This is a genomic window from Pseudomonas sp. NFIX10, assembly GCF_900111955.1.
Classification (GTDB): domain Bacteria; phylum Pseudomonadota; class Gammaproteobacteria; order Pseudomonadales; family Pseudomonadaceae; genus Aquipseudomonas; species Aquipseudomonas fluorescens_AA.
In genome coordinates this window covers 86,734-108,756 of sequence record NZ_FOKH01000021.1, presented here as the reverse complement: position 1 = coordinate 108,756, position 22,023 = coordinate 86,734, and the positions used below count along the sequence as shown (strand labels likewise).

The 22,023-nt window shown below is 62.8% G+C and carries 21 protein-coding genes; 7 read left to right on the top strand and 14 right to left on the bottom strand.

Going from position 1 to position 22,023, the window contains the following annotated elements; genetic code table 11:
• Window positions 1-176: 176 nt before the first annotated feature.
• The 9 genes from BM321_RS19400 to BM321_RS19360 form a co-directional block, all read right to left on the bottom strand.
• The gene (locus BM321_RS19400; RefSeq protein ID WP_092444076.1) at window positions 177-908 is read right to left on the bottom strand and encodes a LexA family transcriptional regulator; all 732 of its coding nucleotides are present in this window, start codon (window positions 906-908) and stop codon (window positions 177-179) included.
• Between the two features lie 194 nt (window positions 909-1,102).
• Complete coding sequence (gene ppa / locus BM321_RS19395; RefSeq protein ID WP_053151827.1) at window positions 1,103-1,630, bottom strand: inorganic diphosphatase; 528 nt, start codon at window positions 1,628-1,630, stop codon at window positions 1,103-1,105.
• Window positions 1,631-1,742: 112 nt separating this feature from the next.
• Window positions 1,743-2,555 (bottom strand): M90 family metallopeptidase, encoded by an 813-nt coding sequence (locus BM321_RS19390; protein WP_092444074.1) that lies wholly within the window; start codon window positions 2,553-2,555, stop codon window positions 1,743-1,745.
• A gap of 6 nt (window positions 2,556-2,561) precedes the next feature.
• Complete coding sequence (locus tag BM321_RS19385; protein WP_092444072.1) at window positions 2,562-3,209, bottom strand: DedA family protein; 648 nt, start codon at window positions 3,207-3,209, stop codon at window positions 2,562-2,564.
• 362 nt (window positions 3,210-3,571) lie between these two features.
• Window positions 3,572-4,033, bottom strand: a complete 462-nt coding sequence (locus tag BM321_RS19380; RefSeq protein WP_092333802.1) for a GNAT family N-acetyltransferase — start codon at window positions 4,031-4,033, stop codon at window positions 3,572-3,574.
• 108 nt (window positions 4,034-4,141) lie between these two features.
• On the bottom strand, window positions 4,142-4,966 hold the full coding sequence (eutC, locus tag BM321_RS19375; RefSeq protein WP_092444070.1) for an ethanolamine ammonia-lyase subunit EutC: 825 nt from the start codon (window positions 4,964-4,966) through the stop codon (window positions 4,142-4,144).
• Window positions 4,967-4,977: 11 nt separating this feature from the next.
• On the bottom strand, window positions 4,978-6,372 hold the full coding sequence (locus BM321_RS19370) for an ethanolamine ammonia-lyase subunit EutB (protein WP_092444068.1): 1,395 nt from the start codon (window positions 6,370-6,372) through the stop codon (window positions 4,978-4,980).
• A 203-nt stretch (window positions 6,373-6,575) separates the two neighbouring features.
• Entirely contained in the window at window positions 6,576-7,946 is a 1,371-nt protein-coding gene (gene eat, locus BM321_RS19365; RefSeq protein ID WP_092333794.1) for an ethanolamine permease, read from the bottom strand.
• 258 nt (window positions 7,947-8,204) lie between these two features.
• Window positions 8,205-9,725 (bottom strand): acetaldehyde dehydrogenase ExaC, encoded by a 1,521-nt coding sequence (locus tag BM321_RS19360; protein ID WP_092333792.1) that lies wholly within the window; start codon window positions 9,723-9,725, stop codon window positions 8,205-8,207.
• Between the two features lie 290 nt (window positions 9,726-10,015).
• Here BM321_RS19360 and BM321_RS19355 point away from each other — a divergent pair, with 290 nt between their 5' ends.
• The 4 genes from BM321_RS19355 to BM321_RS19340 all read left to right on the top strand — a co-directional run bounded on the left by BM321_RS19355 (window position 10,016) and on the right by BM321_RS19340 (window position 14,402).
• Complete coding sequence (locus BM321_RS19355; protein ID WP_092444066.1) at window positions 10,016-11,923, top strand: sigma-54-dependent Fis family transcriptional regulator; 1,908 nt, start codon at window positions 10,016-10,018, stop codon at window positions 11,921-11,923.
• Window positions 11,924-12,146: 223 nt separating this feature from the next.
• Window positions 12,147-13,496 carry a UDP-N-acetylmuramate:L-alanyl-gamma-D-glutamyl-meso-diaminopimelate ligase gene (mpl, locus tag BM321_RS19350; RefSeq protein WP_092333788.1) on the top strand — a complete coding sequence of 450 codons (1,350 nt, stop codon included), beginning with the start codon at window positions 12,147-12,149 and terminating at the stop codon, window positions 13,494-13,496.
• Window positions 13,493-14,125 (top strand): flavin prenyltransferase UbiX, encoded by a 633-nt coding sequence (ubiX, locus tag BM321_RS19345; RefSeq protein ID WP_092205237.1) that lies wholly within the window; start codon window positions 13,493-13,495, stop codon window positions 14,123-14,125. Before mpl ends, ubiX begins: the two co-directional genes overlap by 4 nt.
• A complete protein-coding gene (locus BM321_RS19340; protein WP_072411944.1) occupies window positions 14,118-14,402 on the top strand; it encodes a YceK/YidQ family lipoprotein in 285 nt (94 codons plus the stop codon). Before ubiX ends, BM321_RS19340 begins: the two co-directional genes overlap by 8 nt.
• A 151-nt stretch (window positions 14,403-14,553) precedes the next feature.
• On the opposite strand, the gene BM321_RS19335 is transcribed toward BM321_RS19340, so the two are convergent.
• The 3 genes from BM321_RS19335 to BM321_RS19325 form a co-directional block, all read right to left on the bottom strand.
• Window positions 14,554-15,195: an oxidoreductase gene (locus BM321_RS19335; protein ID WP_092444064.1), complete on the bottom strand. Its 642-nt coding sequence runs from the start codon at window positions 15,193-15,195 to the stop codon at window positions 14,554-14,556.
• A gap of 27 nt (window positions 15,196-15,222) precedes the next feature.
• Entirely contained in the window at window positions 15,223-16,941 is a 1,719-nt protein-coding gene (locus BM321_RS19330) for a C13 family peptidase (protein WP_092444062.1), read from the bottom strand.
• Window positions 16,942-17,043: 102 nt separating this feature from the next.
• Entirely contained in the window at window positions 17,044-17,499 is a 456-nt protein-coding gene (locus BM321_RS19325; protein WP_092333782.1) for a MaoC family dehydratase, read from the bottom strand.
• A 360-nt stretch (window positions 17,500-17,859) separates the two neighbouring features.
• Between BM321_RS19325 and BM321_RS19320 the strand changes: the two genes are divergently transcribed.
• The 3 genes from BM321_RS19320 to BM321_RS19310 are packed head-to-tail and all read left to right on the top strand — an operon-like array spanning window position 17,860 to window position 19,539.
• Window positions 17,860-18,225 (top strand): CidA/LrgA family protein, encoded by a 366-nt coding sequence (locus tag BM321_RS19320; RefSeq protein ID WP_060740472.1) that lies wholly within the window; start codon window positions 17,860-17,862, stop codon window positions 18,223-18,225.
• Window positions 18,222-18,938: an LrgB family protein gene (locus BM321_RS19315; protein ID WP_092444060.1), complete on the top strand. Its 717-nt coding sequence runs from the start codon at window positions 18,222-18,224 to the stop codon at window positions 18,936-18,938. Before BM321_RS19320 ends, BM321_RS19315 begins: the two co-directional genes overlap by 4 nt.
• A gap of 10 nt (window positions 18,939-18,948) precedes the next feature.
• On the top strand, window positions 18,949-19,539 hold the full coding sequence (locus BM321_RS19310; RefSeq protein WP_092444058.1) for an LON peptidase substrate-binding domain-containing protein: 591 nt from the start codon (window positions 18,949-18,951) through the stop codon (window positions 19,537-19,539).
• A 169-nt stretch (window positions 19,540-19,708) separates the two neighbouring features.
• Here the strand turns inward: BM321_RS19310 and BM321_RS19305 are convergent, their stop codons facing one another.
• Window positions 19,709-21,025 carry a bifunctional DedA family/phosphatase PAP2 family protein gene (locus BM321_RS19305; RefSeq protein ID WP_092333779.1) on the bottom strand — a complete coding sequence of 439 codons (1,317 nt, stop codon included), beginning with the start codon at window positions 21,023-21,025 and terminating at the stop codon, window positions 19,709-19,711.
• A gap of 185 nt (window positions 21,026-21,210) precedes the next feature.
• Window positions 21,211-21,888, bottom strand: a complete 678-nt coding sequence (locus BM321_RS19300; protein ID WP_092333777.1) for a DNA-3-methyladenine glycosylase — start codon at window positions 21,886-21,888, stop codon at window positions 21,211-21,213.
• Between the last annotated feature and the right edge of the window lie 135 nt (window positions 21,889-22,023).

Here is a 22,023-nt window from a genome sequence, read left to right as displayed (position 1 = left end):
ATCCCAGTGGTAAGTGGTGTGGAATCATTGGGTTAGAGTGATTCGGGTAAAAGCAGGGGCTGCTTCGCAGCCCAGCGGGAGCAAGCTCCCTCGCCACAAAAGCTCCTCATCACAAGCTCCTCAGTACAGAAGCTCCTCGCCACGAGGAGCTTTGCCTGTCTGCCCGTTCGGGTGGGTCAATCGCACACCGGCGGTCTCTGTTTGTTGAGAGTGGACCACCAGAACACCCAGCCGATCACCCGTATGTTCTGCGCGTCGATCTGTTCGGCGCTGAAGACTTCGTCCGGGTAGGCCGCGCTGTTGTGGCTGCGCAGGCGCAGTCGGTTGCCGGGGATGCGGTGCAGGTATTTGATGCGGAGCATGCCGTCGTGTTCGAGGGCGTAGATTTGGCCGTCGACGATTTGGGTCAGGCCGCGGTCGATGGCGAGGGTGGAGCCGTCTTCGATGCGTTCGGCCATGCTGTCGCCGACCATGGTGAGGCAGATGGCGTCGTTGGGGTTTATTTCCAGGGTTTCGAGGTGGCTGCGGGGCAGGCGGATGGATTGGTCGGGGATTTCGACGATGTGGGTTTTGGTTTCGCCTGGGGCGATGGGGACTTCCTTATAGAAAGGCAGTTCGATGTCCGTGGGTTCCAGCACGCTGTAGACGCCATCGTTTTCGGCCGCCTCGTAGGTGGTGCCGGGGCCGAGGCCCAATGGGGTTTGCGGGCCTTCGCCGTGGGCGAGCCATTCCGGGCTGACGGTCAGCAGGCTGGCGATGGAGTGGATGCGCCCTGGCGGGATGCCACGGTTGAACCAGTTGTTCACGTGTTGGGATTTCACGCCGTATAACTTCGCGAAGTCGGCGGATCGGATGTTCGCTTCTTTTAGAAGGGCTCGGAAGCGGTCGCCACTGGAAAGTATTTTCATAAACGGAAAGTTTAGGGGCGACTGTGTTTTCGGCAATAAACATGTCGTGCAAATATATAAGACGATCTTTCCGTTTTTGGGATTTGAAAGGCGCGGGCTAAACGTGGGTAAACGGTGTTAATACAGCCTCGTATTAGAAACCATTAGGGCATAAAAAAACCCCGGGGCAAACCGGGGTTCTTTTCAAGTTTGTTTCAGCCTTTGTAGGCGGCAACCGACTTGGTGATCGCTTCGCGGGCGGCGTCTGCGCCGGCCCAGCCTTCGATCTTGACCCACTTGCCTTTTTCGAGGTCTTTGTAGTTCTCGAAGAAGTGCTCGATCTGCTGGATCAGCAGTGGCGGCAGGTCAGTGTATTCCTTCACGTCGACGTACAGTTGCGACAGTTTGTCGTGTGGTACTGCGATGACTTTGGCATCGCCGCCGCCGTCGTCGGTCATGTTCAGGATGCCGACTGGACGGGCGCGGATGACCGAGCCTGGGGCCACTGGGTATGGGGTCACGACCAGCACGTCGAGGGGGTCGCCGTCGTCGGCCAGGGTGTTGGGGATGTAACCGTAGTTGGCCGGGTAGAACATGGGAGTGGCCATGAAACGGTCAACGAACAGGCAGTCGCTGTCTTTGTCGATTTCGTATTTGATCGGGGCGTGGTTGGCCGGGATTTCGATCGCGACGTAGATGTCGTTCGGCAGGTCTTTGCCAGCCGGAATCTTGCTGTAGCTCATTGGGCGGTGCCCCCGTTAGTTGACCAAATGACTTGGTCGGATTGACCAAAAAGTGGCGGCGATTATAGGCATATTCGGCCGCTGATGCCACGTTACCAGGGTCTTAGAGACCTTAGTATGACGCCTGATAGACCGGATCTTCGGCTTGAAGTTGCCGTAGCCGGGCCAACGGATCCTGGCGGTAGAAGGCCTTGAGCTGCTCATAGACCCGTGGATAGGCCTGGTGCAGCAGGTCCGGGGCGCTGAAGAAATATTCGCTGGTGACGGCGAAGAACTCGGCGGGGTTTTCGGCGGCGTAGGGATCGATGAGGGTTTCTGCGTCGGGGTTCTGGTCCAGTTGGCGGTCGAGGTCGTCGAAGGCTTGTTGCATGGCTTCGGCCCAGTCGCTGACGCGCATGTCGGCGTGCAGTGGTGGCAGGCCGTTGGCGTCGCCGTTGAGCATGTCGAGTTTGTGCGCCAGTTCGTGGATCACCAGGTTGTAGCCGTCCCAGCCGCCGCTGGCCATTACGCCGTCCCAGGCCAGGATGATCGGGCCCTGGGGCCAGGCTTCGCCGCTGTGTTCGCCGTCCCATTCGTGCTCGATGCCGCTGGCGTCGCGGTAGCGCTGGGGGCTGAGGAAGTCGTCGGGGTAGAGGACGATTTCGTGGAAGCCCTGATACCAGTTCAGTTCGCCGAGGTGCATCAACGGCAATTGGGCCTGGGCGGCGAGCAGCAGGCGTTGCTCCTGGTGCAGTTCGACGCCGGGCAGGGCGGTGAGGTGTTTGTCATGCAGGAACAGCACGCTGGCTTCCCGCAGCCACTGGTCCTCGGCGGCGCTGATGCCGTCGAGGAAGCTCAGTTGATGGCGCACGCGTTGCCAGGTTTCGTCGGGGACGGGGTGTTTGGCGAGGGTGCGTTGGCGGCGCCAGTTGCTCAGGGACCACATGGGCGATCAGGCTTTCGAGGCGCGTTGGCCCATTTTGCTGCGCACCAGGCTGATGATCATCGGCAGCAGCGACACCAGGATGATGCCCACCACCAGCAGCGACAGGTTTTGCTTGATGAACGGCACGTTGCCGAAGAAGTAGCCGAGGGTGACCAGGCCGCCGACCCAGAGGACGGTGCCGAGGACGCTGAAGCCGAAGAAGCGCAGGTAGTTCATTTTGCCCACGCCGGCGACGAAGGGGGCGAAGGTGCGGATGATCGGCAGGAAGCGCGCCAGGGTCACGGTTTTGCCGCCATGTTTGTCGTAGAAGTCGTGGGTTTGCTGCAGGTAGTCGCGGCGGAAGATTTTCGAGTTGGGGTTGCTGAACAGTTTTTCGCCGGCGGTGCGGCCGATGAGGTAGTTGGTGCTGTCGCCGAGGATGGCCGCAAGCATCAGCAGGCCGGCCAGCAGCACGGGGTCCATGGCGCCACCGGCGGCGACGGCGCCGGCGATGAACAGCAGGGAGTCGCCGGGCAGGAACGGCATGACCACCAGGCCGGTTTCACAGAAGATCACCAGGAACAGGATGGCGTAGACCCAGGTGCCGTAGTTGGTCACCAGCAGGTCGAGGTACACATCGAGGTGCAGTATGAGGTCGAGGGGATTGAAATCCATGCATAACACCTGTGGTGGTGGCCTGGCTCGGCAGGCTTTGGGTCGGGCTTGGAGTATGGCTACAGAGTGTGTAGCTTTTTCTTACAAGCCGGGAAGAGCGGCATTATACGGGGTGGAGGGTAGGGAGCGGGGTGAGTTTGTAGCTAGGGGTTTCGGTGGTGTTGTGGTTGGGGGCAGGGTGGGTGAAGGCTCTTGTGGCGAGGGAGCTTGCTCCCGCTGGGGCGCGAAGCGGCCCTGAAGCAGCCGACTCGGTCAATCTGATGCACCGCGTGCTCAGGTTTTGGGGCTGCTGCGCAGCCCAGCGGGAGCAAGCTCCCTCGCCACGGGGTTGGTGGTGTGTCAGGGGGACTCAGCCACAGGGATCAGATGCCTTCGCTGATCGGCAACACGTAGTTCTTGAACTCGGTGTCTTCCTTGAAGCCGATCGATTCGTAGGTTTTCTGCGCCACTTCGTTGTTGCTGCTGGTGGAGACGCGCATGCGCACGGCGTTGGTTTCCTTGGCCATTTTTTTCGCGGTGCGGATCAGGTTGTCGGCCACCAGTTGGCGGCGGGCGTCTTCGGCGACGTAGATGTCGTTGAGGATCCATACGCGCTTGAGGGACAGGGATGAGTAGCTCGGGTAGAGCTGGCAGAACCCCAGCAACCGGCTGTTATCGTCATCGGGCAGGGCCAGGTAGATCACCGATTCCTTGCGGCGCAGGCGCTTTTCGAGGAAGGCTCGGGACGAATCCGGGTAAGGCAATGAGCCGTAGAATTCCCGGTACTTGACGAACAATGGGGTCAGCAGGTCCAGGTGTTCCAGCGAGGCTTGGATAATCCGCATGGTAGGTCTCGTCTGCAAAGGTCGACAGATACTCTGACAACAACGTCGCGCTGCCGTGTTTTTTGATGCTGCCTGAAAGCGGATCAAAAACGCAATCGGATAAACGGATCAGTTTCGGGGCGGCGCCAGTAGGAAATTACCTTTCATATCGGCTCCGTTTTCCGCTTCTAGAGTATTCACCTGGGCTTCGTCCTTCAGATTGACTCCTGAAAGCTGCCGGCGGCAGGCCTCGCGCATCAGGTAGATCAAGCGATGGGCCGCCATGCCGTAGCTCAGGCCTTCGAGGCGGACATTGGAGATGCAGTTGCGATAGGCGTCGGTCAGGCCGACCTTGGGCGCGTAGGTGAAATACAGCCCCAGGCTGTCGGGGGAGCTGAGGCCGGGGCGTTCGCCGATCAGGATCACTGACATTTTCGCGCCGAGCCGCTGCGCCACTTCATCGGCCACGGCGACGCGGCCCTGTTCCACCAGGATCACCGGCGAGGTCGACCAGCCTTCAGCGCTGATCTGTTCTTCCAGCCGTGCCAGGAACGGCAAGGTATGGCGATGCACCGCCAGTGCCGACAGGCCGTCAGCCACGACGATGGCCAGGTCCACGCCGCCGGGATGGGCCGCGGCGTAGTCCTGCAGGACTTGCGCGGAGGCGTCGTCGAGCCGTCGGCCCAGGTCCGGGCGCTGTAGGTAACTGTGTCGGTCAGCCGCCGCGCTGTGGAGCAACAGGCTTTCACGGCCGCGCTCGGTCAACTGTGCGCGAATGCCCTGGTGATCGAAGGCCAGGTGCACGGCATCGCGGGCCTGGGCGTGGGCGTACTGGAAATCCAGTTGCGCCTGGGTCGGCAGGCTGGTGCCGGTGCGGCCCAGGGCGATGCGCGCCGGGGTGAGGTTGCGCAGATTCAGCCAAGGGTTTTGTGGGTCAACAGGTTTTTTATCCATGGGCAGTTCTCTCATCCCAAATGCGCGAGGGCGTGACGGAACGCCGGTGGCAGGTTGTCGCCGAACCGCACCCGGCCATCGGCCTGGGTGAAGATGCCCATGTTCGCCAGCCAGGTTTCGAACTCCGGCGCCGGCTTCAGGCCCAGGGTCTGGCGGGCGTAGAGGGCGTCGTGGAACGAGGTGGTCTGGTAGTTGAGCATGATGTCGTCGGAGCCGGGGATGCCCATGATGAAGTTGATCCCGGCCACGCCCAGCAGGGTCAGCAGGGTGTCCATGTCGTCCTGGTCGGCTTCGGCATGGTTGGTGTAGCAGATGTCACAGCCCATCGGCACGCCCAGCAACTTGCCGCAGAAGTGGTCTTCGAGGCCGGCGCGGATGATCTGTTTGCCGTTGTACAGGTATTCCGGGCCGATGAAGCCTACAACCGTGTTCACCAAAAACGGGTTGAAATGCCGTGCGACGGCGTAGGCCCGGGTCTCGCAGGTCTGTTGATCGACGCCGTGGTGGGCGTTGGCCGACAGCGCGCTGCCCTGGCCGGTTTCGAAATACATCAGGTTGTTGCCCAGGGTGCCGCGATTCAGGCTGAGCCCGGCGTCGTAGCCTTCCTTCAATATGCTCAGGCTGATGCCGAAACTGGCGTTGGCCGCTTCGGTGCCGGCGATGGACTGGAACACCAGGTCCAAGGGCACGCCGCGGTTCGCCGCTTCGATGGAGGTGGTGACGTGGGTCAGCACGCAGCCTTGAGTGGGAATGTCGTAGCGCTGGATGATGGCGTCGAGCATTTCCAGCATGGCGCAGATCGAGGCGGTGCTGTCGGTGGCCGGGTTGATGCCGATCATGGCGTCGCCGTTGCCGAAGAGCAGGCCGTCGAGGATGCTCGCGGCGATCCCGGCGGGTTCGTCGGTGGGGTGGTTGGGTTGCAGGCGGGTGGACAGGCGCCCGCGCAGGCCGAGGGTGCCGCGGAATTTGGTGACCACGCGGATTTTCTGCGCCACCAGCACCAAATCCTGTACGCGCATGATTTTCGACACGGCCGCGACCATCTCCGGCGTCAGGCCGGGGGCCAGTGCCCGCAGGCTGTCTTCATCGGCGGCGTCGCTGAGCAGCCAGTCCCGAAAACCGCCGACCGTGAGGTGGCTGACGGTGGCGAAAGCTTGTTTGTCGTGGGTGTCGACGATCAACCGGGTGACTTCGTCGGCCTCGTAAGGAATCAGCATTTCCTGCAGGAAATGGCTGAGGGGCAGGTCGGCCAAGGCCATTTGCGCGGCCACCCGCTCGCCATCGTTGAGCGCGGCGATTTCGGCGAGGAAATCCCCCGAGCGCGCCGGGCTGGCCTTGGCCATCAGGTCCTTGAGGCTGTCGAAACGATAGGTCTGGGCGCCGACGGAATGGGCGAATGCGGCCATGGGCGGTGTCCTCCTGATTCTCTAAAAAACTTTAATACACCCCATAACCCTGTGGGAGCGAGCTTGCTCGCGATAGCGGTGTGTCATTCAACACATGTGCCGGATGTTAGACCGCTATCGCGAGCAAGCTCGCTCCCACAGAGGGTTGGTGTGCACTTTTAAATGGCAGGCGCCAGGCCCTCGGCCCGGCGCCGGTGCAACGTTCAGATACCTGTGAGCATAGCGTCCGCCGGTGCATCGGAGCGTTGCTTGGCGGTCAGTTGGAAATACAGGTAGCCGACAATCATGAAGCCGAGGAACACCAAGCCAATCACCGTGTTGAACCACGCCATCGCCACCAGGCACACCACCGCCAGGAACAACGCAATGCCCGGCACGATCGGGTAGCCCGGGGCGCGGAAGGTGCGTTCCAGGTTCGGTTCGGTCTTACGCAGCCTGAACAGGCTGAGCATGCTGATGATGTACATCACGATGGCGCCGAATACCGACATGGTGATCATCGCCGCCGTCAGGCTCATGCCTTGCAGGTTCACCAGGCCATCGCTGTAGATCGCCGCGATGCCGATCACGCCGCCGGCCAGGATCGCCCGGTGCGGGGTCTGGAAGCGCGACAGTTTCGCCAAGCCTCGGGGCAGGTAGCCTGCCCGGGCCAGGGCGAAGAACTGCCGCGAGTAGCCGAGGATGATCCCGTGGAAGCTTGCCACCAGGCCGAACAGGCCGATCCACACCAGCATGTGCATCCACGTTGAATTGTTGCCGACCACCGCCTTCATGGCCTGGGGCAGCGGGTCGTTGATGTTCGACAGGGTGCGCCAGTCACCCACGCCGCCGGCCATGATCATCACGCCGATGGCGAGGAACACCAGGGTCAGGATGCCGCTGACATAGGCGCGAGGAATGGTGCGTTTCGGGTCCTTGGCTTCTTCGGCGGCCATGGCCGCGCCTTCGATGGCGAGGAAGAACCAAATGGCGAAGGGGATCGCCGCGAAAATGCCCGGGATCGAGGCGAGGCTGAACTCGTTGGAGCCGGCCCAGCCATTGAGCACGAAGTTACTGAAGCTGAAGCCCGGCGCGACCACGCCCATGAACACCAGCAACTCGGCGACCGCCAGCACGGTGACCACCAGTTCGAACGCGGCGGCGATGCTGACGCCGAGGATGTTCAGGGTCATGAACACGATGTACGCGCCGACCGCCGCGAGCTTGGGGTCCAGTTCCGGGAATTGCACGTTGAGGTAGGCGCCAATCGCCATGGCGATGGCCGGGGGCGCGAAGACGAATTCGATCAGGGTGGCGATCCCGGCGATCAGCCCGCCTTTCTCGCCAAAGGCCCGTCGGCTGTAGGCAAACGGCCCGCCGGCGTGAGGAATTGCGGTGGTCAGTTCGGTGAAACTGAAGATGAAGCAGGTGTACATCAGCGCCACCATGAGGGCGGTGACGAGAAAGCCCAGGGTCCCGGCGGTGCCCCAGCCGTAGCTCCAGCCGAAGTATTCGCCGGAAATCACCAGGCCGACGGCGATGCCCCATAAATGCAGGGTGCCGAGTGTGGGTTTGAGTTGGGTGGTAGAAGTCATAAGTCCTCTCTGTCTTTTTTATTGTTTGATCTGTTGGACTTTCGGGTTTGCTGTGGAGCGGGCACGCAAGGCTCGTGCCAGAGCGGTGGGGTGGTGTTTTGATGTTGTCAGTGAGGGCGTCATCGCGAGCAAGCTCGCTCCCACAGTGGATCTATGCCAACCCAGAAAAAGAGTTATCCACAGACCCCTGTGGGAGCGAGCTTGCTCGCGATGGCTATCTAAAGGGCAAAGCAGGAGGCCCTGCCTCGCCCCAATGGCTTAGAAGAACCCCAACGGATTGATGTCGTAGCTCACCAGCAGGTTCTTGGTCTGCTGGTAATGGTCGAGCATCATCTTGTGGGTTTCACGCCCCACGCCGGACTTCTTGTAGCCACCGAACGCGGCATGGGCCGGGTACAGGTGGTAGCAGTTGGTCCACACGCGACCGGCCTTGATCGCCCGGCCCATGCGGTAGGCGCGGTTGATGTCGCGGGTCCACAGGCCGGCGCCGAGGCCGAACTCGGTGTCGTTGGCGATCGCCAGGGCTTCGGCTTCGTCCTTGAAGGTGGTGATGCTCACCACTGGGCCGAAGATTTCTTCCTGGAACACACGCATTTTGTTGGTGCCCTTGAGCAGGGTCGGCTGGATGTAGTACCCGGTCGCCAGGTTGCCCTCGAGTTTTTCCACTTTGCCGCCGGTCAGCAGTTCGGCGCCTTCGCCCTTGGCGATTTCCAGGTACGAAAGAATCTTGTCGAATTGCTGCTCGGACGCCTGGGCGCCGACCATGGTGTCGGTGTCCAGCGGGTCGCCGCGTTTGATCTGCAGGACTTTTTTCATCACCACTTGCATGAATTCGTCGTAGATCGATTCCTGCACCAGGGCGCGGGATGGGCAGGTGCAGACTTCGCCCTGGTTGAAGAACGCCAGCACCAGGCCTTCAGCGGCTTTCTCGATGAAGCTCGGCTCAGCCTGCATGATGTCTTCGAAGAAGATGTTCGGCGACTTGCCACCTAGCTCCACGGTGGACGGGATGATGTTCTCGGCGGCGCATTTCATGATGTGCGAGCCCACCGGCGTGGAGCCGGTGAAGGCGATCTTGGCGATGCGCTTGCTGGTGGCCAGGGCTTCGCCGGCTTCCTTGCCGAAACCTTGCACCACGTTCAGCACGCCGGGCGGCAGCAGGTCGCCGATCAGCTCCATGAGCACGCAGATGCCCAGCGGGGTTTGCTCGGCCGGCTTGAGCACCACGCAGTTACCGGCGGCTAGGGCCGGGGCGAGTTTCCAGGCGGCCATCAGCAGCGGGAAGTTCCACGGGATGATCTGCCCGACCACGCCCAGGGGTTCATGGATGTGATAGGCCACGGTGTTGCCGTCGATCTCGGCGGCCGCGCCTTCCTGGGCCCGCAGGCAACCGGCGAAGTAGCGGAAGTGGTCGGCGGCCAGGGGAATGTCGGCGTTGAGGGTTTCGCGCACGGCCTTGCCGTTGTCCCAGGACTCGGTGATCGCCAGCAGTTCGAGGTTCTGCTCGATGCGGTCGGCGATTTTCAGCAGGACCAGCGAACGGGCCTGGGCCGAGGTGGCGCCCCAGGCATCGGCGGCGGCGTGGGCGGCGTCCAGGGCTTTTTCGATGTCTTCGGCCGTGGAGCGCGGGAATTCGGCAATGGGCTGGCCATTGACCGGGGAAGTATTGGTGAAGTACTGACCTTTGACCGGCGCGACGAACTCGCCGCCGATGTAGTTACCGTATTTGCTCTTGAACGAAACGATAGCGCCTTCAGTACCGGGGTGAGCGTAACGCATGATGAGTTCTCCTTGGCTTTTGTGCTTATACGGGAGGCCGCGCAAAATCGAGCGCTGGTAGTAAAGCCTAGAGCAAAGGTCGGGCCATTGCCTTGCAGGGCCCGGAAATCAAGACTTTAGGAGGAGTTGGTCGGACAAACGGAGGGGGTGTGTGACGCTTGCGATACAGCGGGTGTGACAGTTTGCGCCAGATGCGAGACAGTCTGTGACTGGCAGGTCGCGCCAGCATTGCAAAGGCGGTTGGGCTGGAGGATGCTGAGGGGCGCTACCCTCGGGGAGAATAATAAGAAATGCACAGCAACCATTTGAGTCGCCATGCCCAGCAAGTCCTGACGGTCACCCAGGGCAAGGCCCATTTGCAGGGCCCTGGCAGCGATCCGTCGATTGCCCGTTCCTGGCTGCGCTGCCTCGAGGACTATCACCTCGACCCGGCCCAGAACCTGGCGCCGACGGTGCTCGAGCATGGCCGGGTGCTGGAGAGCCGCGAGCGCTTGCAACAGGTGCTGCACATCGCCGGCAATGAAATGACCAGCCTGCACCAGCAACTCTCCGGCGCCGGCCACGCGGTGTTGCTGACCGACGCCCGGGGCGTGATTCTCAACTGCGTCACCGCCCCCAGCGAACGGAAGATTTTCGAACGGGCCGGCCTCTGGCTCGGCGCCGACTGGAGCGAAGCCTGCGAAGGCACCAACGGCATCGGCACCTGCCTGGTGGAACGCCAGGCCCTGACCATCCACCAGGAAGAACACTTTCGCGGCCGCCACACCGGCCTGACCTGTTCGGCCAGCCCGGTGTTCGATCCCCAGGGCGAATTGCTCGCGGTGCTCGACGTGTCCTCGGCGCGGCCGGACGTGTCGCGCCAGAGCCAGTTCCACACCATGGCCCTGGTCAATCTCTCGGCGAAGATGATCGAGAGCTGCTATTTCCTCCGTTGCTTCGACAATCAATGGCTGCTGCGCTTTCATTTGCAGGCCGAATCCGTAGGGCTGTTCAGCGAAGGCTTGCTGGCGTTCGACGGCGAAGGGCGGATCTGTGCGGTCAACCAGAGCGCCCTCAACCTGTTGGGGCATATTCGCGGCAGCTTGCTGGGCCAGCGGGTGGAAGACTTTTTCGACTGTTCACTGGACGAGCTGCTCGGCCGCGCCAGCCCCCAGGCCAGCGCCAGTTGGCCGTTGCGCACCCGTGATGGCCGGCATTTATTCGCGGTGTTGCGTGGGCAGCCGCGCAGTGTGCCGGTGCCGGTCGCGCCGGCGCTGCTCAAGGCCATCGAGCCCGCGCGGCTGCCGGGTATCTGCCTGGGGGATGCGGCGTTGCAGGAGCATTTTCGCAAGGCGCTGCGGGTGTTCGAGCGCGATGTGCCGTTGCTGATCCATGGCGAAACCGGCTCCGGCAAGGAGGCGTTCGCCAAGGCCGTGCACCACGCCAGCCAGCGCGCCGGCAAGCACTTCGTCGCCCTCAACTGCGCGGCCATCCCCGAAAGCCTGATCGAGAGCGAACTGTTCGGTTATCGCGGCGGCAGCTTCACCGGCGCACGCAAGGAAGGCATGCGCGGCAAGCTGCAACAGGCCGACGGCGGCACGCTGTTCCTCGATGAAATCGGCGACATGCCCCTGGCCTTGCAGACCCGTTTGCTGCGGGTGCTGGAAGATCGCCAGGTGGTGCCCATCGGCGGCGAGCCCGAGGCGGTGAACGTGCGCATCATCAGCGCCACCCACCGGCAGTTGCTCGACCGGGTGCGGGACGGCAGCTTCCGCGAGGATTTGTATTACCGCCTCAATGGCCTGGAAATCCCCCTCCCGCCGTTGCGCGAGCGCAGTGACAAGTCGCAGTTGCTGGACTTCCTGTTGGCAGAGGAGAGCGGGGCCGAGACGGTGCTCATCGACGAGCCGGCGCGCCAGGCGTTGCTAGGGTTCGACTGGCCGGGCAACGTGCGGCAACTGCGCAATGTACTGCGCACCCTCGCCGCGTTGTGCGAAGGCGGACGGATCGGGCTGGAGGACTTGCCGGCGATGATTCGCCAGCGCCCGGTGACTGTGGTTGAAACGGTGGCAGAACGGCCACTGGAAGATGCCGAGCGGCTGGCGTTGCTCGATGCACTGGAGCGCCAGCGCTGGCACATGACCCACACCGCCGAGCAACTGGGCATCAGCCGTAACACCCTCTATCGAAAGTTGCGTAAACACGCTATCGCCCGCTGAGCCACTGATAGTTGAACCGCCGGGTTGTACATTCAACTGTGGGAGCGAGCTTGCTCGCGATAACGGTGTGTCATTCAACACATGTGTTGGCGGTGAGACCGCTATCGCGAGCAAGCTCGCTCCCACAGGGTATTTGCGGTGTCTTGATGGCTGGCGTTCGAAACACAAGGTGCGATTTCCCCCTCCCTACGCTAACCTGCGGCCATGTTTTACGAGGTTGACTATGCACATCCATATTCTCGGTATTTGCGGCACTTTCATGGGTTCGATGGCGGTCCTGGCCAAGGAGCTGGGCCATCACGTGACCGGTTCCGACGCCAACGTCTATCCGCCGATGAGCACCCAGCTGGAAGCCCAGGGCATCGAACTGACCCAAGGCTACGACCCGGCGCAACTGGACCCGGCGCCGGACCTGGTGGTCATCGGCAACGCCATGTCCCGGGGCAACCCGGCGGTGGAGTACGTGCTCAACAAAGGCCTGCCGTACGTGTCCGGGCCGCAGTGGCTGGCCGATCATGTGTTGCAGGGCCGTTGGGTCCTGGCCGTGGCCGGCACCCACGGCAAGACCACCACCAGCAGCATGCTCGCCTGGGTCCTGGAACACGCGGGCATGAGCCCGGGTTTCCTGATCGGTGGCGTGCCGCAGAATTTCTCGGTGTCGGCGCGCCTGGGGGGCACGCCGTTCTTCGTGATTGAGGCGGATGAATACGACAGCGCGTTTTTCGACAAGCGCTCGAAATTCGTCCACTACCGTCCACGCACAGCGATCCTCAACAACCTTGAGTTCGATCACGCCGACATCTTCCCTGATCTTTCGGCCATCGAGCGGCAGTTCCACCATTTGGTGCGCATCATTCCGAGCGAAGGCCTGGTGATCCATCCGACCACCGAACCGGCCTTGCAGCGTGTCATTGAAATGGGCTGCTGGACCCCGGTGCAAACCACCGGTGCGGGCGGTCAATGGCAGGTGAAGTTGCTCAAGGATGACGGTTCGCAATTTGAAGTCATGTTCGAAGGCCAGTCCCAAGGCGTGGTCGAGTGGGATATGACCGGCCAGCACAACGTCGCCAACGCCCTGGCGACGTTGGCGGCGGCCCGGCATGTCGGCGTGGTGCCGTCCATGGGCATCGCCGCGTTGAGCGCATTCAAGAGCGTGAAGCGGCGGATGGAGAAAGTCGCCGAGGTCAACGGCATCACCATTTATGACGACTTCGCCCACCACCCGACCGCCATCGCCACCACCCTCGACGGTTTGCGCAAGCGCATCGGCGAGGCGCCGCTGATCGCGATCATCGAGCCGCGCTCCAACTCCATGAAGCTCGGCGCTCACCGCGATGGCCTGCCGGAAAGCGTGGTCGACGCCGACCAGGTGATCTGGTACGCACCGGCTAACCTGGGTTGGGACCTCGGCGCCACCGCCGCGCTGTGCACGGTGCCGTCGATTGTCAGCGATTCCCTGGAAGGCATCATCGAGCGCGTGAAGAGCCAGGCCCAGCCCGGTACCCACGTGGTGATCATGAGCAACGGCGGCTTCGGCGGCCTGCACGGCAAACTGGCCGAGGCGCTGCGATGAACAACAGTCCGGAACGCATCACCCTGGCGATGACCGGCGCTTCCGGCGCCCAGTACGGCTTGCGCCTGCTCGATTGCCTGGTGCGCGAAGACCGCGAGGTGCACTTCCTGATCTCCAAGGCCGCGCAACTGGTGATGGCCACCGAGACCGACGTGACCCTGCCGGCCAAGACCCAGATGATGCAAGCCTTCCTCACCGAATACACCGGTGCGGCGGCGGGGCAGATTCGCGTGTATGGCAAGGAAGACTGGATGTCACCGGTGGCCTCGGGCTCCGGCGCGCCGGCGGCCATGGTGGTGGTGCCGTGTTCCACCGGGACGCTGTCGGCGATTGCCACCGGGGCCTGCAACAACCTGATCGAACGGGCGGCGGACGTCACGCTCAAGGAGCGCCGCTCGTTGATCCTGGTGCCGCGGGAAGCGCCGTATTCGAGCATTCACCTGGAGCACATGCTCAAGCTGTCGAACATGGGCGTGACCATCCTGCCGGCCTCGCCGGGTTTCTATCACCAGCCGCAGACCATCGACGACCTGATCGATTTCGTCGTCGCGCGGATTCTCAACCTGCTGAACATCCCCCAGGACATGCTGCCGCGCTGGGGCGAGCATCATTTGAGCAGCGATGAATAAGCTGCTGATCGTGCTGCTGGCGCTGCAACTGACCGGCTGCGCCACCGCCCGCACCCTCGACGCGGCCAAGCCCGGTGCGCCGGTGGTGTACGCGGGCACGCGCCTGGATCTTTACGCGCTCAACGGCGGCTGCTGCGCCAAGGACCGCTTCGGGGCCGAGGCGCCGAGCTATCCTGGCGTCGATCTGCCGGGCAGTGCGCTGCTGGATACCTTGTTGTTGCCGTTGTCGTTGTTCACCGCAATCGGCGTGGGGTTCCGGGCGACTGGGGGGATGTAGCAAACACCGGAATGGGGGCTTGGCTTTGGGGCGGTGGTGCGCCCATCGCGAGCAAGCTCGCTCCCACATTCGACCTGATTCTTCCTGGCGAAACTCGGTCAACTGTGGGAGCGAGCTTGCTCACGATGAGGCCCAGTCAGGCGCTGCAGAATCATTTGCCGAGCTTACGCAACTCATCCGATTCCACCACCCGCACCCCATCCTGCTCTTCCAGCGCCAGGCGCCACATGGCCCAGGCCAGTTGGCAGGCTTCGATGCCGTGGTACTTGCCTGGGATCAGCTTCGACAACGGCCCGGCCAGTTGCTCGGCCAGGCGCGGTTCGACGCGGTCGCCCAGCAGCAGGGAAGGGCGGCAGAGGGTCAATTGCGGCCAGTCCTGGGCCCTGAGGGCCGCTTCCATCTCACCCTTGACCCGGTTGTAGAAGATCGATGACTTGGCGTCGGCCCCCAGGGCACTGATGACCAACAGGTGCCGCGCGCCCAGTTCCCGGGCGCGCTTGGCGAACGCCACCACCAGGTCCAGGTCCACCGCGCGAAAGGCCGCTTCGGAGCCGGCTTTCTTGATAGTGGTGCCGAGGCAGCAAAAGGCGATGTCGACCTGGCCGCTGAGTTGAGGCAACACCTGGGCCGGCTCCCCCACCGGGTTTTCCAGGCGCGTGTGTTCGGCCAGTGGCCGGCGGGTAGGGGCTAGGACCCGGGTGATGGTCGGCTCGTTGAGCAGCCGGTCCAGTAGATGTTCCCCGGTCAGCCCGGTAGCGCCGGCGAGCAAAACATGCTGAGGCGTCAAGTACATAGTGTTCCCCCCTTGATACGGTTCAGCTTAGTTGCTCTTTGTGGCCCCGTCGTTCAATGCAGTACTTTGCAATGCTTTGCGGGCCTGCTGTTTGCGCAGCAGTTGCCAGTGGGAAAGGACTGTCCTGGGCGCCCACATCTGCGGTTCGGAGGCTTCGAAATTGTCCGCCTGTTCCCGCTCGGCCACGGTGGCCTTGGCCCGCTTGAACGCCTGTTCCAGGTCGTCGGTCTGGTTCAAGGCCTGGGCGAACAGCGCATCGCCGAAGTAGGTGAAGTTGGCTTCCTCGGAGCAGCCGAAGGACACCCGGTCGGCCCGGGAGGCGGTCATGATCAAGGTGCGTTCATCCTTGAGCGCCGGGATGAAGCCGCCGGAGTAGCAGGCCGAGATCACCACGATCTTGTCGCGGTTCTTCAGCGGCGCCAGGACCACGGCCAGTTCGTCGGCGGGCAGGTCGGCCAGTTCCATGCGCGGCTGGTCGAGCACCAGTTCATGCTCGCTGGTACCGTGGCTGGTCAGGTAGATGAAAATCAGGTCTTCCGGGCCACTGCGCTCGGCCAGGGTCGCGGCGGCACGGCGCAGGCTTTCGCGGCTGGCCATGGGCCGGTCGCCGAGGTGATCGCGGTGGTTCACCAGGCGGATCTGCCCGAACGCGCCGAAACGGCTGGCGAGCATGTTGGCGACATAGTCGGATTCGCGCAGGAACACGCTTTGCTTGCCGTCGCCGCCCAGGGTCAGGCTGTACAGCTCCACCGCCGGGGTCGAGGCCGGGATGTTGGCCAGGGCCTCCTCCAGCAGGCGGCCCTGGGCCAGCAGGCCAAGTTCGAGCACATCCGGCAACAGCCTGCCGTCCGCGTCGCGCACCCGTTGGCCCTTGGCCCAGGTGCCGCTTTGCACGGTGCCATCGGTCAGCACCAGGGTGCCGCGTCCGTGGTAGCTGTCGTTTTCGAACTGGCCGATGTAGAAACTGCCGTCGGGCAGGTTCAGGCGGCCCTGGCCGGTAAAGCGCCAATCATTGAATTGACCGAGGTAGTGGCTGCCGTCGGCGCCGATCAGTTCGCCCTTGCCGGTCAGCGCGCCGTCCTTGAACCGGCCGATCCAGACATCGCCGTCGGCATTTTCGTAGCGACCGTGACCGTTGAGCTGGTTGTTCCTGAAACCGCCGATGTAGACATCGCCATCGGCGCTGTTGAAGGTGCCCTTGCCCTGCAGTTGCCCGTCGACGAAATGGCCGGTGAACTGGTTGCCGCTGGCGTCGAAGCGCTGGCCTTCACCGTTGGGCTTGCCGTTGACGAAGGGGCCCTGGTACTGGCTGCCGTCGTCGAGTTCCAGGCGCCCGAGGCCGGAATAGCGGTCGGCCTTGAACTCGCCCCGGTAGGTCATGCCGTTTTCCTTGAGCGTCCCTTCACCGTCCCGTCGCCCCAGCTTGAAGCCGCCGGTGTAGCTGCTGGTGGGGGTGGTCAGGCTGCCCTGGCCGTGGAACAGGCCCTGGTGGAACTGGCCGCGATAGACCTCGCCATTGCTGCCGTGCCATTCCCCGGTGCCGTGCCACTGGCCCTTGTCGAACTGCCCGGCATACCAGCTGCCGTTGGGGTAGTCGATGCGCCCCTGGCCTTGCAGCAGCCCGTCCACCAGGTCACCGCGATAGCGGCCGCCGTCGGGCAGGCGTGCGTCGGGAGGCAGCGGCGATTCGCCGCCGCCACAGGCGGTGAGCAACAGGGTCAGGGTCAGTGGGACGAATAAGCGCATAACGGGATCCAGGTCATCAGGCCACGAGTATGCCGCAGCTATGCGCATTGAATATAGGGAAGCGATGCGAAACTGCATGAGCGGTTTCGCGACCGCACAGGTTTACACGAAGCAGAGCGACAGCGGCTCGGCGATGTAGGCCGGTTTTTCCGAACCTTCGATTTCCAGCGTGGCGGTGGCCTTGAGCAGCCATTGGCCGGGTTTTTTCTCGGTGACGTCCACCAGGTCGACCTTGAGCCGGACCTTGGAATCGACCTTCACCGGTTGGATGAAACGCACGCTGTCCAGGCCGTAGTTGACGACCATCTTCACGCCTTCGGGCAGGATCAGGATGTCTTCCATCAGCTTGGGCATCAGCGACAGCGACAGGAAACCGTGGGCGATGGTGCTGCCAAACGGGGTCTGCGCGGCCTTGACCGGGTCGACGTGGATGAACTGAAAGTCGCCAGTGGCTTCGGCGAACAGGTTGATGCGCGCCTGATCGATGGTGAGCCACTCGGAACGTCCAAGTTCCTTGCCGACATAATCTTTGAGCGCTGCAACGGGGACGTAGGGCATTGAGACTCTCCTTGGGTTCATCGGTTTTACTTTTTCTGGAGCGGGGATTGGCGTCCCCGAAAAACCACTGTAGATCAACATGGCGTGCAAGTAAGGTCACTGAACATGCTTTTTACGAATGCCGACCCATAGCGCGGGCATGCTTATAATGCCGGCGCATTCTTTGCAATTCCGTTCATTTAACGTGTGCGTTTGATTCCGTGGCGAGGGAGCTTGCTCCCGCTTGAGTGCGAAGCGCTCATGAAATGGGGCCGCTGCGCAGCCCAGCGGGAGCAAATTCCCTCGCCACATAATCACGCCGCTCGCTTGAGTGAACCGAATTGGCGCGTTCATTGGGGCTGTTGCAGGGGGAGAGAGCGGATGTTGCTACGAGGCCTGACCTGGCTGGTGTTTTTTCAATTGCTGGGCACTGCGATCAATCATTTGTTCTTGCCGGTGCTGCCTGGGCCGATCATTGGCCTGCTGTTGCTGCTGGGCTATCTGGTGATGCGCGGTGAAGTCAGCGAACCGTTGAACCTGGCCGCCAGTAGCCTGCTGCGTTACCTGCCCTTGCTGCTGGTGCCGCCGGCGGTGGGGGTGATGGTCTATGCCGGGGCGATTGCCGCCGATTTCTGGGCCATCGTTGGCGCGTTGACCTTGTCCCTGGTGCTGTCCGTGGCGCTGACGGGCGTGCTGATGCAGCGCCTGGCCCGCCGTCACGTCGCCGCCCCGGAGGACAGCCAATGATGCTCGACTGGCAGGGCGCCTGGACGTCGGTGATCCATCATCCGCTGTTCGGCATCGGCATTACCCTGGGTGCCTATCAGTTGGTGTTGGCGGCGTTCGAAAAGACTCGCTGGGTGTTCCTGCAACCGGTGTTGATGTCGATGGTGCTGTTGATCGGCGTGTTGGTCGGCTGCGGCATCGGCTATGCCGAGTACCGCAAGAGCACCGAGATCCTCAGCATTCTGCTGGGCCCGGCCACGGTGGCCCTGGCGGTGCCGCTGTATTTGAACCTGCGACGGATCCGGCAGTTGTTCTGGCCGATTTTTACTACGCTGGTGATAGCCGGGGTGTTTGCCACGGGCTCTGCGGTGCTGTTGGGCTGGGCCTTTGGTGCCGAGCACATGATCCTGATGACCATGGCGCCCAAGTCCGTGACTTCGCCGATCGCCATGCTGGTGGCCGAGCAGATCGGCGGCGTGGCGGCCATGGCGGCGGTGTTCGTGTTGATCACCGGTGTACTCGGGGCGATCCTCGGTCCGAGTATTCTGACCCGGTTGGGTGTCCATAGCCCCGAGGCCCGGGGCATGGCCCTGGGGCTGGCGGCCCATGCGGTGGGCACGTCGGTGGCGTTGCAGGAAAGCGAGGAGTCGGGTGCCTTTGCGGCGCTGGCAATGAGTCTGATGGGCGTGGCCACGGCGGTGCTATTGCCGTTGGTGGTGTCGATGACCGTTTAAGGATCTGGTTATGAGCTTGCCGCTTTTCCCGTTGAACACCGTGCTGTTCCCCGGTTGCATCCTCGACTTGCAGATTTTCGAGGCGCGTTACCTCGACATGATTGGGCGCTGCATGAAAAAAGGCGAAGGCTTCGGGGTGGTGTGCATCCTCGATGGCGAAGAAGTCGGTCACGCGCCTGAAGGCTTCGCGCGGGTCGGTTGTGAAGCGCGCATTACTGATTTCTCCCAGCAGGACAATGGTCTGCTGGGCATTCGCGTGGAGGGTGGGCGGCGCTTTATCGTCCATGGCACCAGCGTCCAGGCGGATCAACTGATGCTCGCTGAAGCCGAGTGGCTGGAGGAGGAACCGGAGCAACCGCTGCAAGAGGAAGACGCCGACCTGATGGCGCTGCTCAGGGCCCTGGCCGAGCACCCGATGGTCGAGGCCCTGAACATGGGCACCGAAGCGACCAGCCAGCAATCGCTGGCCAATCAACTGGCCTACCTGCTGCCGTTCAATGAGCTGGACAAGATCGACCTGCTGCAACTCGACGACCCGCAACAGCGCCTGGATGCGATCCAGGCGTTGCTCGATGAGCTGCAGGGCGAACTCTTCGCCTGACACCACCAAACAGCACTGCTCCCCTGTGGGAGCGAGCTTGCTCGCGATAGCGGCGGGTCAGCTTGCATCAATATTGACTGTGCAGCCGTCATCGCGAGCAAGCTCGCTCCCACAGTGGTTTCGGGCTGCGCCATGAATCTCCCGTGGAAGCGAGCTTGCTCGCGATTGCCTAATAGGCATACCGCAACATCGCATGGGGCAAATGCCGCAGCGCGAAGAAGCTGAACACCGCTACCAGCGCCGGCAGAATCAGCCACCAGATTTTCGGCGGCATGGCCGGCAGCGGTGTCTGGCGCTGGCTCGACCACAGGACGGCGGCGCAGACGCAGGCGGCCAGCATGGCGCCGGCGACGATGTCGCTCGGCCAATGCGCGCCCAGGTAGACCCGCGACAGGGCGATGGCCAGGGCCGGCAGGCAGCCCAGCAATAGCCAGGTCAGGCGCAGGCGTGGCGGTTGGCCGCGGCCGGCGAGGATGGCGAGGCTCAGGAACAGCGCGAATGCCCCGGAGGCGTGGCCGCTGGGCATGCTGTAGCTGGTCAGCGGGTCGGTGAGGATTTCCGGGCGCACGCGGGCAAAGAAGTGTTTGCTGCCGGTGTTGGCCAAGGAGGTGAGCAGCATCGTGCCACCGGCGAAGATTGCCTGGCGCCATTGGCGCGCCAGCAACAGCAACCCAGTCACCAGTGCGCTGAAAATCAGCATGTTGCGGAATTCGCCGATCAGCGTGAAGGTCACGGCGATTTCGTCCAGCGTCGGGCTGCGATGCTCCTGGACCAGGGTCATCAAGCCCTGGTCGAACGCCGTCAGGTAACGAAAGCCGATGAACAGGCCGATCAGGATCACCAGGCCGATACCGGCGATCAGCGCCGAGGCATGGCGATGGCGACGCAGGCTGCTGTTGACGCTCAGCCCGATCATCACCGCGATGCTGCCGATGACCACGCCGGCCTGCGGCCAGAACCCTTCGGGCAGCGGCAGGCGAAACGCCGCCCCGGTGGCCCAGCCCGGCAACAGGTAGGCCACGGTCCAGCCCGCCGCGGCCAACACGCTGACGGCGGCGAAGCGCGGGAACGGCATGTCGCACATCCCGGCCACCATCGGCAACATGGGCCGTAGCGGGCCGATAAAACGACCCACCAGCAGGCTGGCGATGCCGTAGCGCTGGAAATAGTTTTCCGCGGCGCTCATCCACTCGGGGTGATGGCGCAGCCCGGGCAGGCGCCGGATGTTCTGGTGGAAATGCCGGCCGAGGAAATACGACATCAGGTCCCCCAGCAAGCCGCCGAGCAGGCCCAGCAGCAAGGTCTCGCCCAGGGACAACGCGCCGCTGCCGGCCAGCACGGCGATGGCAAACAACAGCACCGTACCCGGCACGATCAGGCCGGCAATGGCCAGGCATTCCACGCAGGCGACGATGAACACCGCCACCGCCAGCCATTGCGGGTTGACGGTCAGCCAGCCGGTGATGCTATCGAGCCATGGGCCCATGAGGACAACTCCATTGAATAGTGATTGGCGTGCAGTTTTTACTGTGTGAACGAAAATTCAAGATCACTGAAGATTCAAACTGTGGGAGCGAGCTTGCTCGCGATTGCGGTGTGTCAGTCAACCTCCATTCTGCTGACCCGACGCCATCGCGAGCAAGCTCGCTCCCACAGGGTTGTGCGGTGTGTTCATGAAAGCAAAAAATAATCACGCCCTTCGACCTGCCCCCGTCGCAACGGGTTGCGGGTACACCACGGGGCATAGGCGGCATCGACAAAGCGGTAGGGCAGGTGCTCGTCCCGTCCCAAGGGAATGCCCAGGCGGGTGGTCTGGATTACATTGACCGTTGGCACGCCCACGTCTTCCACCAGCAGGCGCTCGGGGTCGAAGCGTTTGGCGTCCCAGTCCGGCACTTTCAGCCCCAGCGCTTTGCACAGCAGGGTCTGACCGGCACAGAGTTTCTGCGGTGTGCGCGGCCGGCCTTGGGCGTCGGGGTTGTTCAACAGCATCTGCGCCAGGCTCGTCGGCCCGGAAAGGGCATCGACCCACGGGTAGGCCGATTTGATCAGCACCGCGTTGCCGGGACCCTGGGCGCTGAAGTTCAGCGAATCGCCGCCCCGGGCGTAGTACATATAGATGTGTCCGCCATCCAGAAACAAAGCCTTACGTTTTTCCGTGTAGCCCAGCGAGGCGTGGCTGCCTTTTTCGGCAAAGTAATACGCCTCGGTCTCGATGATCCGTGCGCTGAGCCACAGGTCGCCGACCTTGTGGCGAATGACTTTGCCCAGCAGGTCTTTGGCAAGGACCTGGGCGTCGCGGTCGAAAAAGGCGTGGGGCAGGGCGTTGGGCGATGGCAAATCGGTCATGTCGATAGACGAAGTGAGGCCAGAGGAAGCGCGATGATAGCAATGGAAAGCTTAATCACCGCTGAACACTCGCTTCAACCGGCTGTTTACGCCTGTTTTACTTCTCCGCCGGTCACCACTGCGAGTCCATGCTGT

Excerpts from the sequence above, each read along its gene's own strand:
- BM321_RS19400 (WP_092444076.1), bottom strand. The coding sequence starts at position 908 with ATGAAAATACTTTCCAGTGGCGACCGCTTCCGAGCCCTTCTAAAAGAA.
- BM321_RS19330 (WP_092444062.1), bottom strand. The coding sequence starts at position 16,941 with ATGCGCTTATTCGTCCCACTGACCCTGACCCTGTTGCTCACCGCCTGT.
- BM321_RS19370 (WP_092444068.1), bottom strand. The coding sequence starts at position 6,372 with ATGGCCGCATTCGCCCATTCCGTCGGCGCCCAGACCTATCGTTTCGAC.
- ubiX (WP_092205237.1), top strand. The coding sequence starts at position 13,493 with ATGAACAACAGTCCGGAACGCATCACCCTGGCGATGACCGGCGCTTCC.
- BM321_RS19355 (WP_092444066.1), top strand. The coding sequence starts at position 10,016 with ATGCACAGCAACCATTTGAGTCGCCATGCCCAGCAAGTCCTGACGGTC.
- eat (WP_092333794.1), bottom strand. The coding sequence starts at position 7,946 with ATGACTTCTACCACCCAACTCAAACCCACACTCGGCACCCTGCATTTA.
- BM321_RS19360 (WP_092333792.1), bottom strand. The coding sequence starts at position 9,725 with ATGCGTTACGCTCACCCCGGTACTGAAGGCGCTATCGTTTCGTTCAAG.
- BM321_RS19390 (WP_092444074.1), bottom strand. The coding sequence starts at position 2,555 with ATGTGGTCCCTGAGCAACTGGCGCCGCCAACGCACCCTCGCCAAACAC.
- BM321_RS19315 (WP_092444060.1), top strand. The coding sequence starts at position 18,222 with ATGATGCTCGACTGGCAGGGCGCCTGGACGTCGGTGATCCATCATCCG.
- BM321_RS19335 (WP_092444064.1), bottom strand. The coding sequence starts at position 15,195 with ATGTACTTGACGCCTCAGCATGTTTTGCTCGCCGGCGCTACCGGGCTG.
- BM321_RS19340 (WP_072411944.1), top strand. The coding sequence starts at position 14,118 with ATGAATAAGCTGCTGATCGTGCTGCTGGCGCTGCAACTGACCGGCTGC.
- mpl (WP_092333788.1), top strand. The coding sequence starts at position 12,147 with ATGCACATCCATATTCTCGGTATTTGCGGCACTTTCATGGGTTCGATG.
- ppa (WP_053151827.1), bottom strand. The coding sequence starts at position 1,630 with ATGAGCTACAGCAAGATTCCGGCTGGCAAAGACCTGCCGAACGACATC.
- BM321_RS19320 (WP_060740472.1), top strand. The coding sequence starts at position 17,860 with ATGTTGCTACGAGGCCTGACCTGGCTGGTGTTTTTTCAATTGCTGGGC.
- BM321_RS19380 (WP_092333802.1), bottom strand. The coding sequence starts at position 4,033 with ATGCGGATTATCCAAGCCTCGCTGGAACACCTGGACCTGCTGACCCCA.
- BM321_RS19305 (WP_092333779.1), bottom strand. The coding sequence starts at position 21,025 with ATGGGCCCATGGCTCGATAGCATCACCGGCTGGCTGACCGTCAACCCG.
- eutC (WP_092444070.1), bottom strand. The coding sequence starts at position 4,966 with ATGGATAAAAAACCTGTTGACCCACAAAACCCTTGGCTGAATCTGCGC.
- BM321_RS19310 (WP_092444058.1), top strand. The coding sequence starts at position 18,949 with ATGAGCTTGCCGCTTTTCCCGTTGAACACCGTGCTGTTCCCCGGTTGC.
- BM321_RS19325 (WP_092333782.1), bottom strand. The coding sequence starts at position 17,499 with ATGCCCTACGTCCCCGTTGCAGCGCTCAAAGATTATGTCGGCAAGGAA.
- BM321_RS19385 (WP_092444072.1), bottom strand. The coding sequence starts at position 3,209 with ATGGATTTCAATCCCCTCGACCTCATACTGCACCTCGATGTGTACCTC.
- BM321_RS19300 (WP_092333777.1), bottom strand. The coding sequence starts at position 21,888 with ATGACCGATTTGCCATCGCCCAACGCCCTGCCCCACGCCTTTTTCGAC.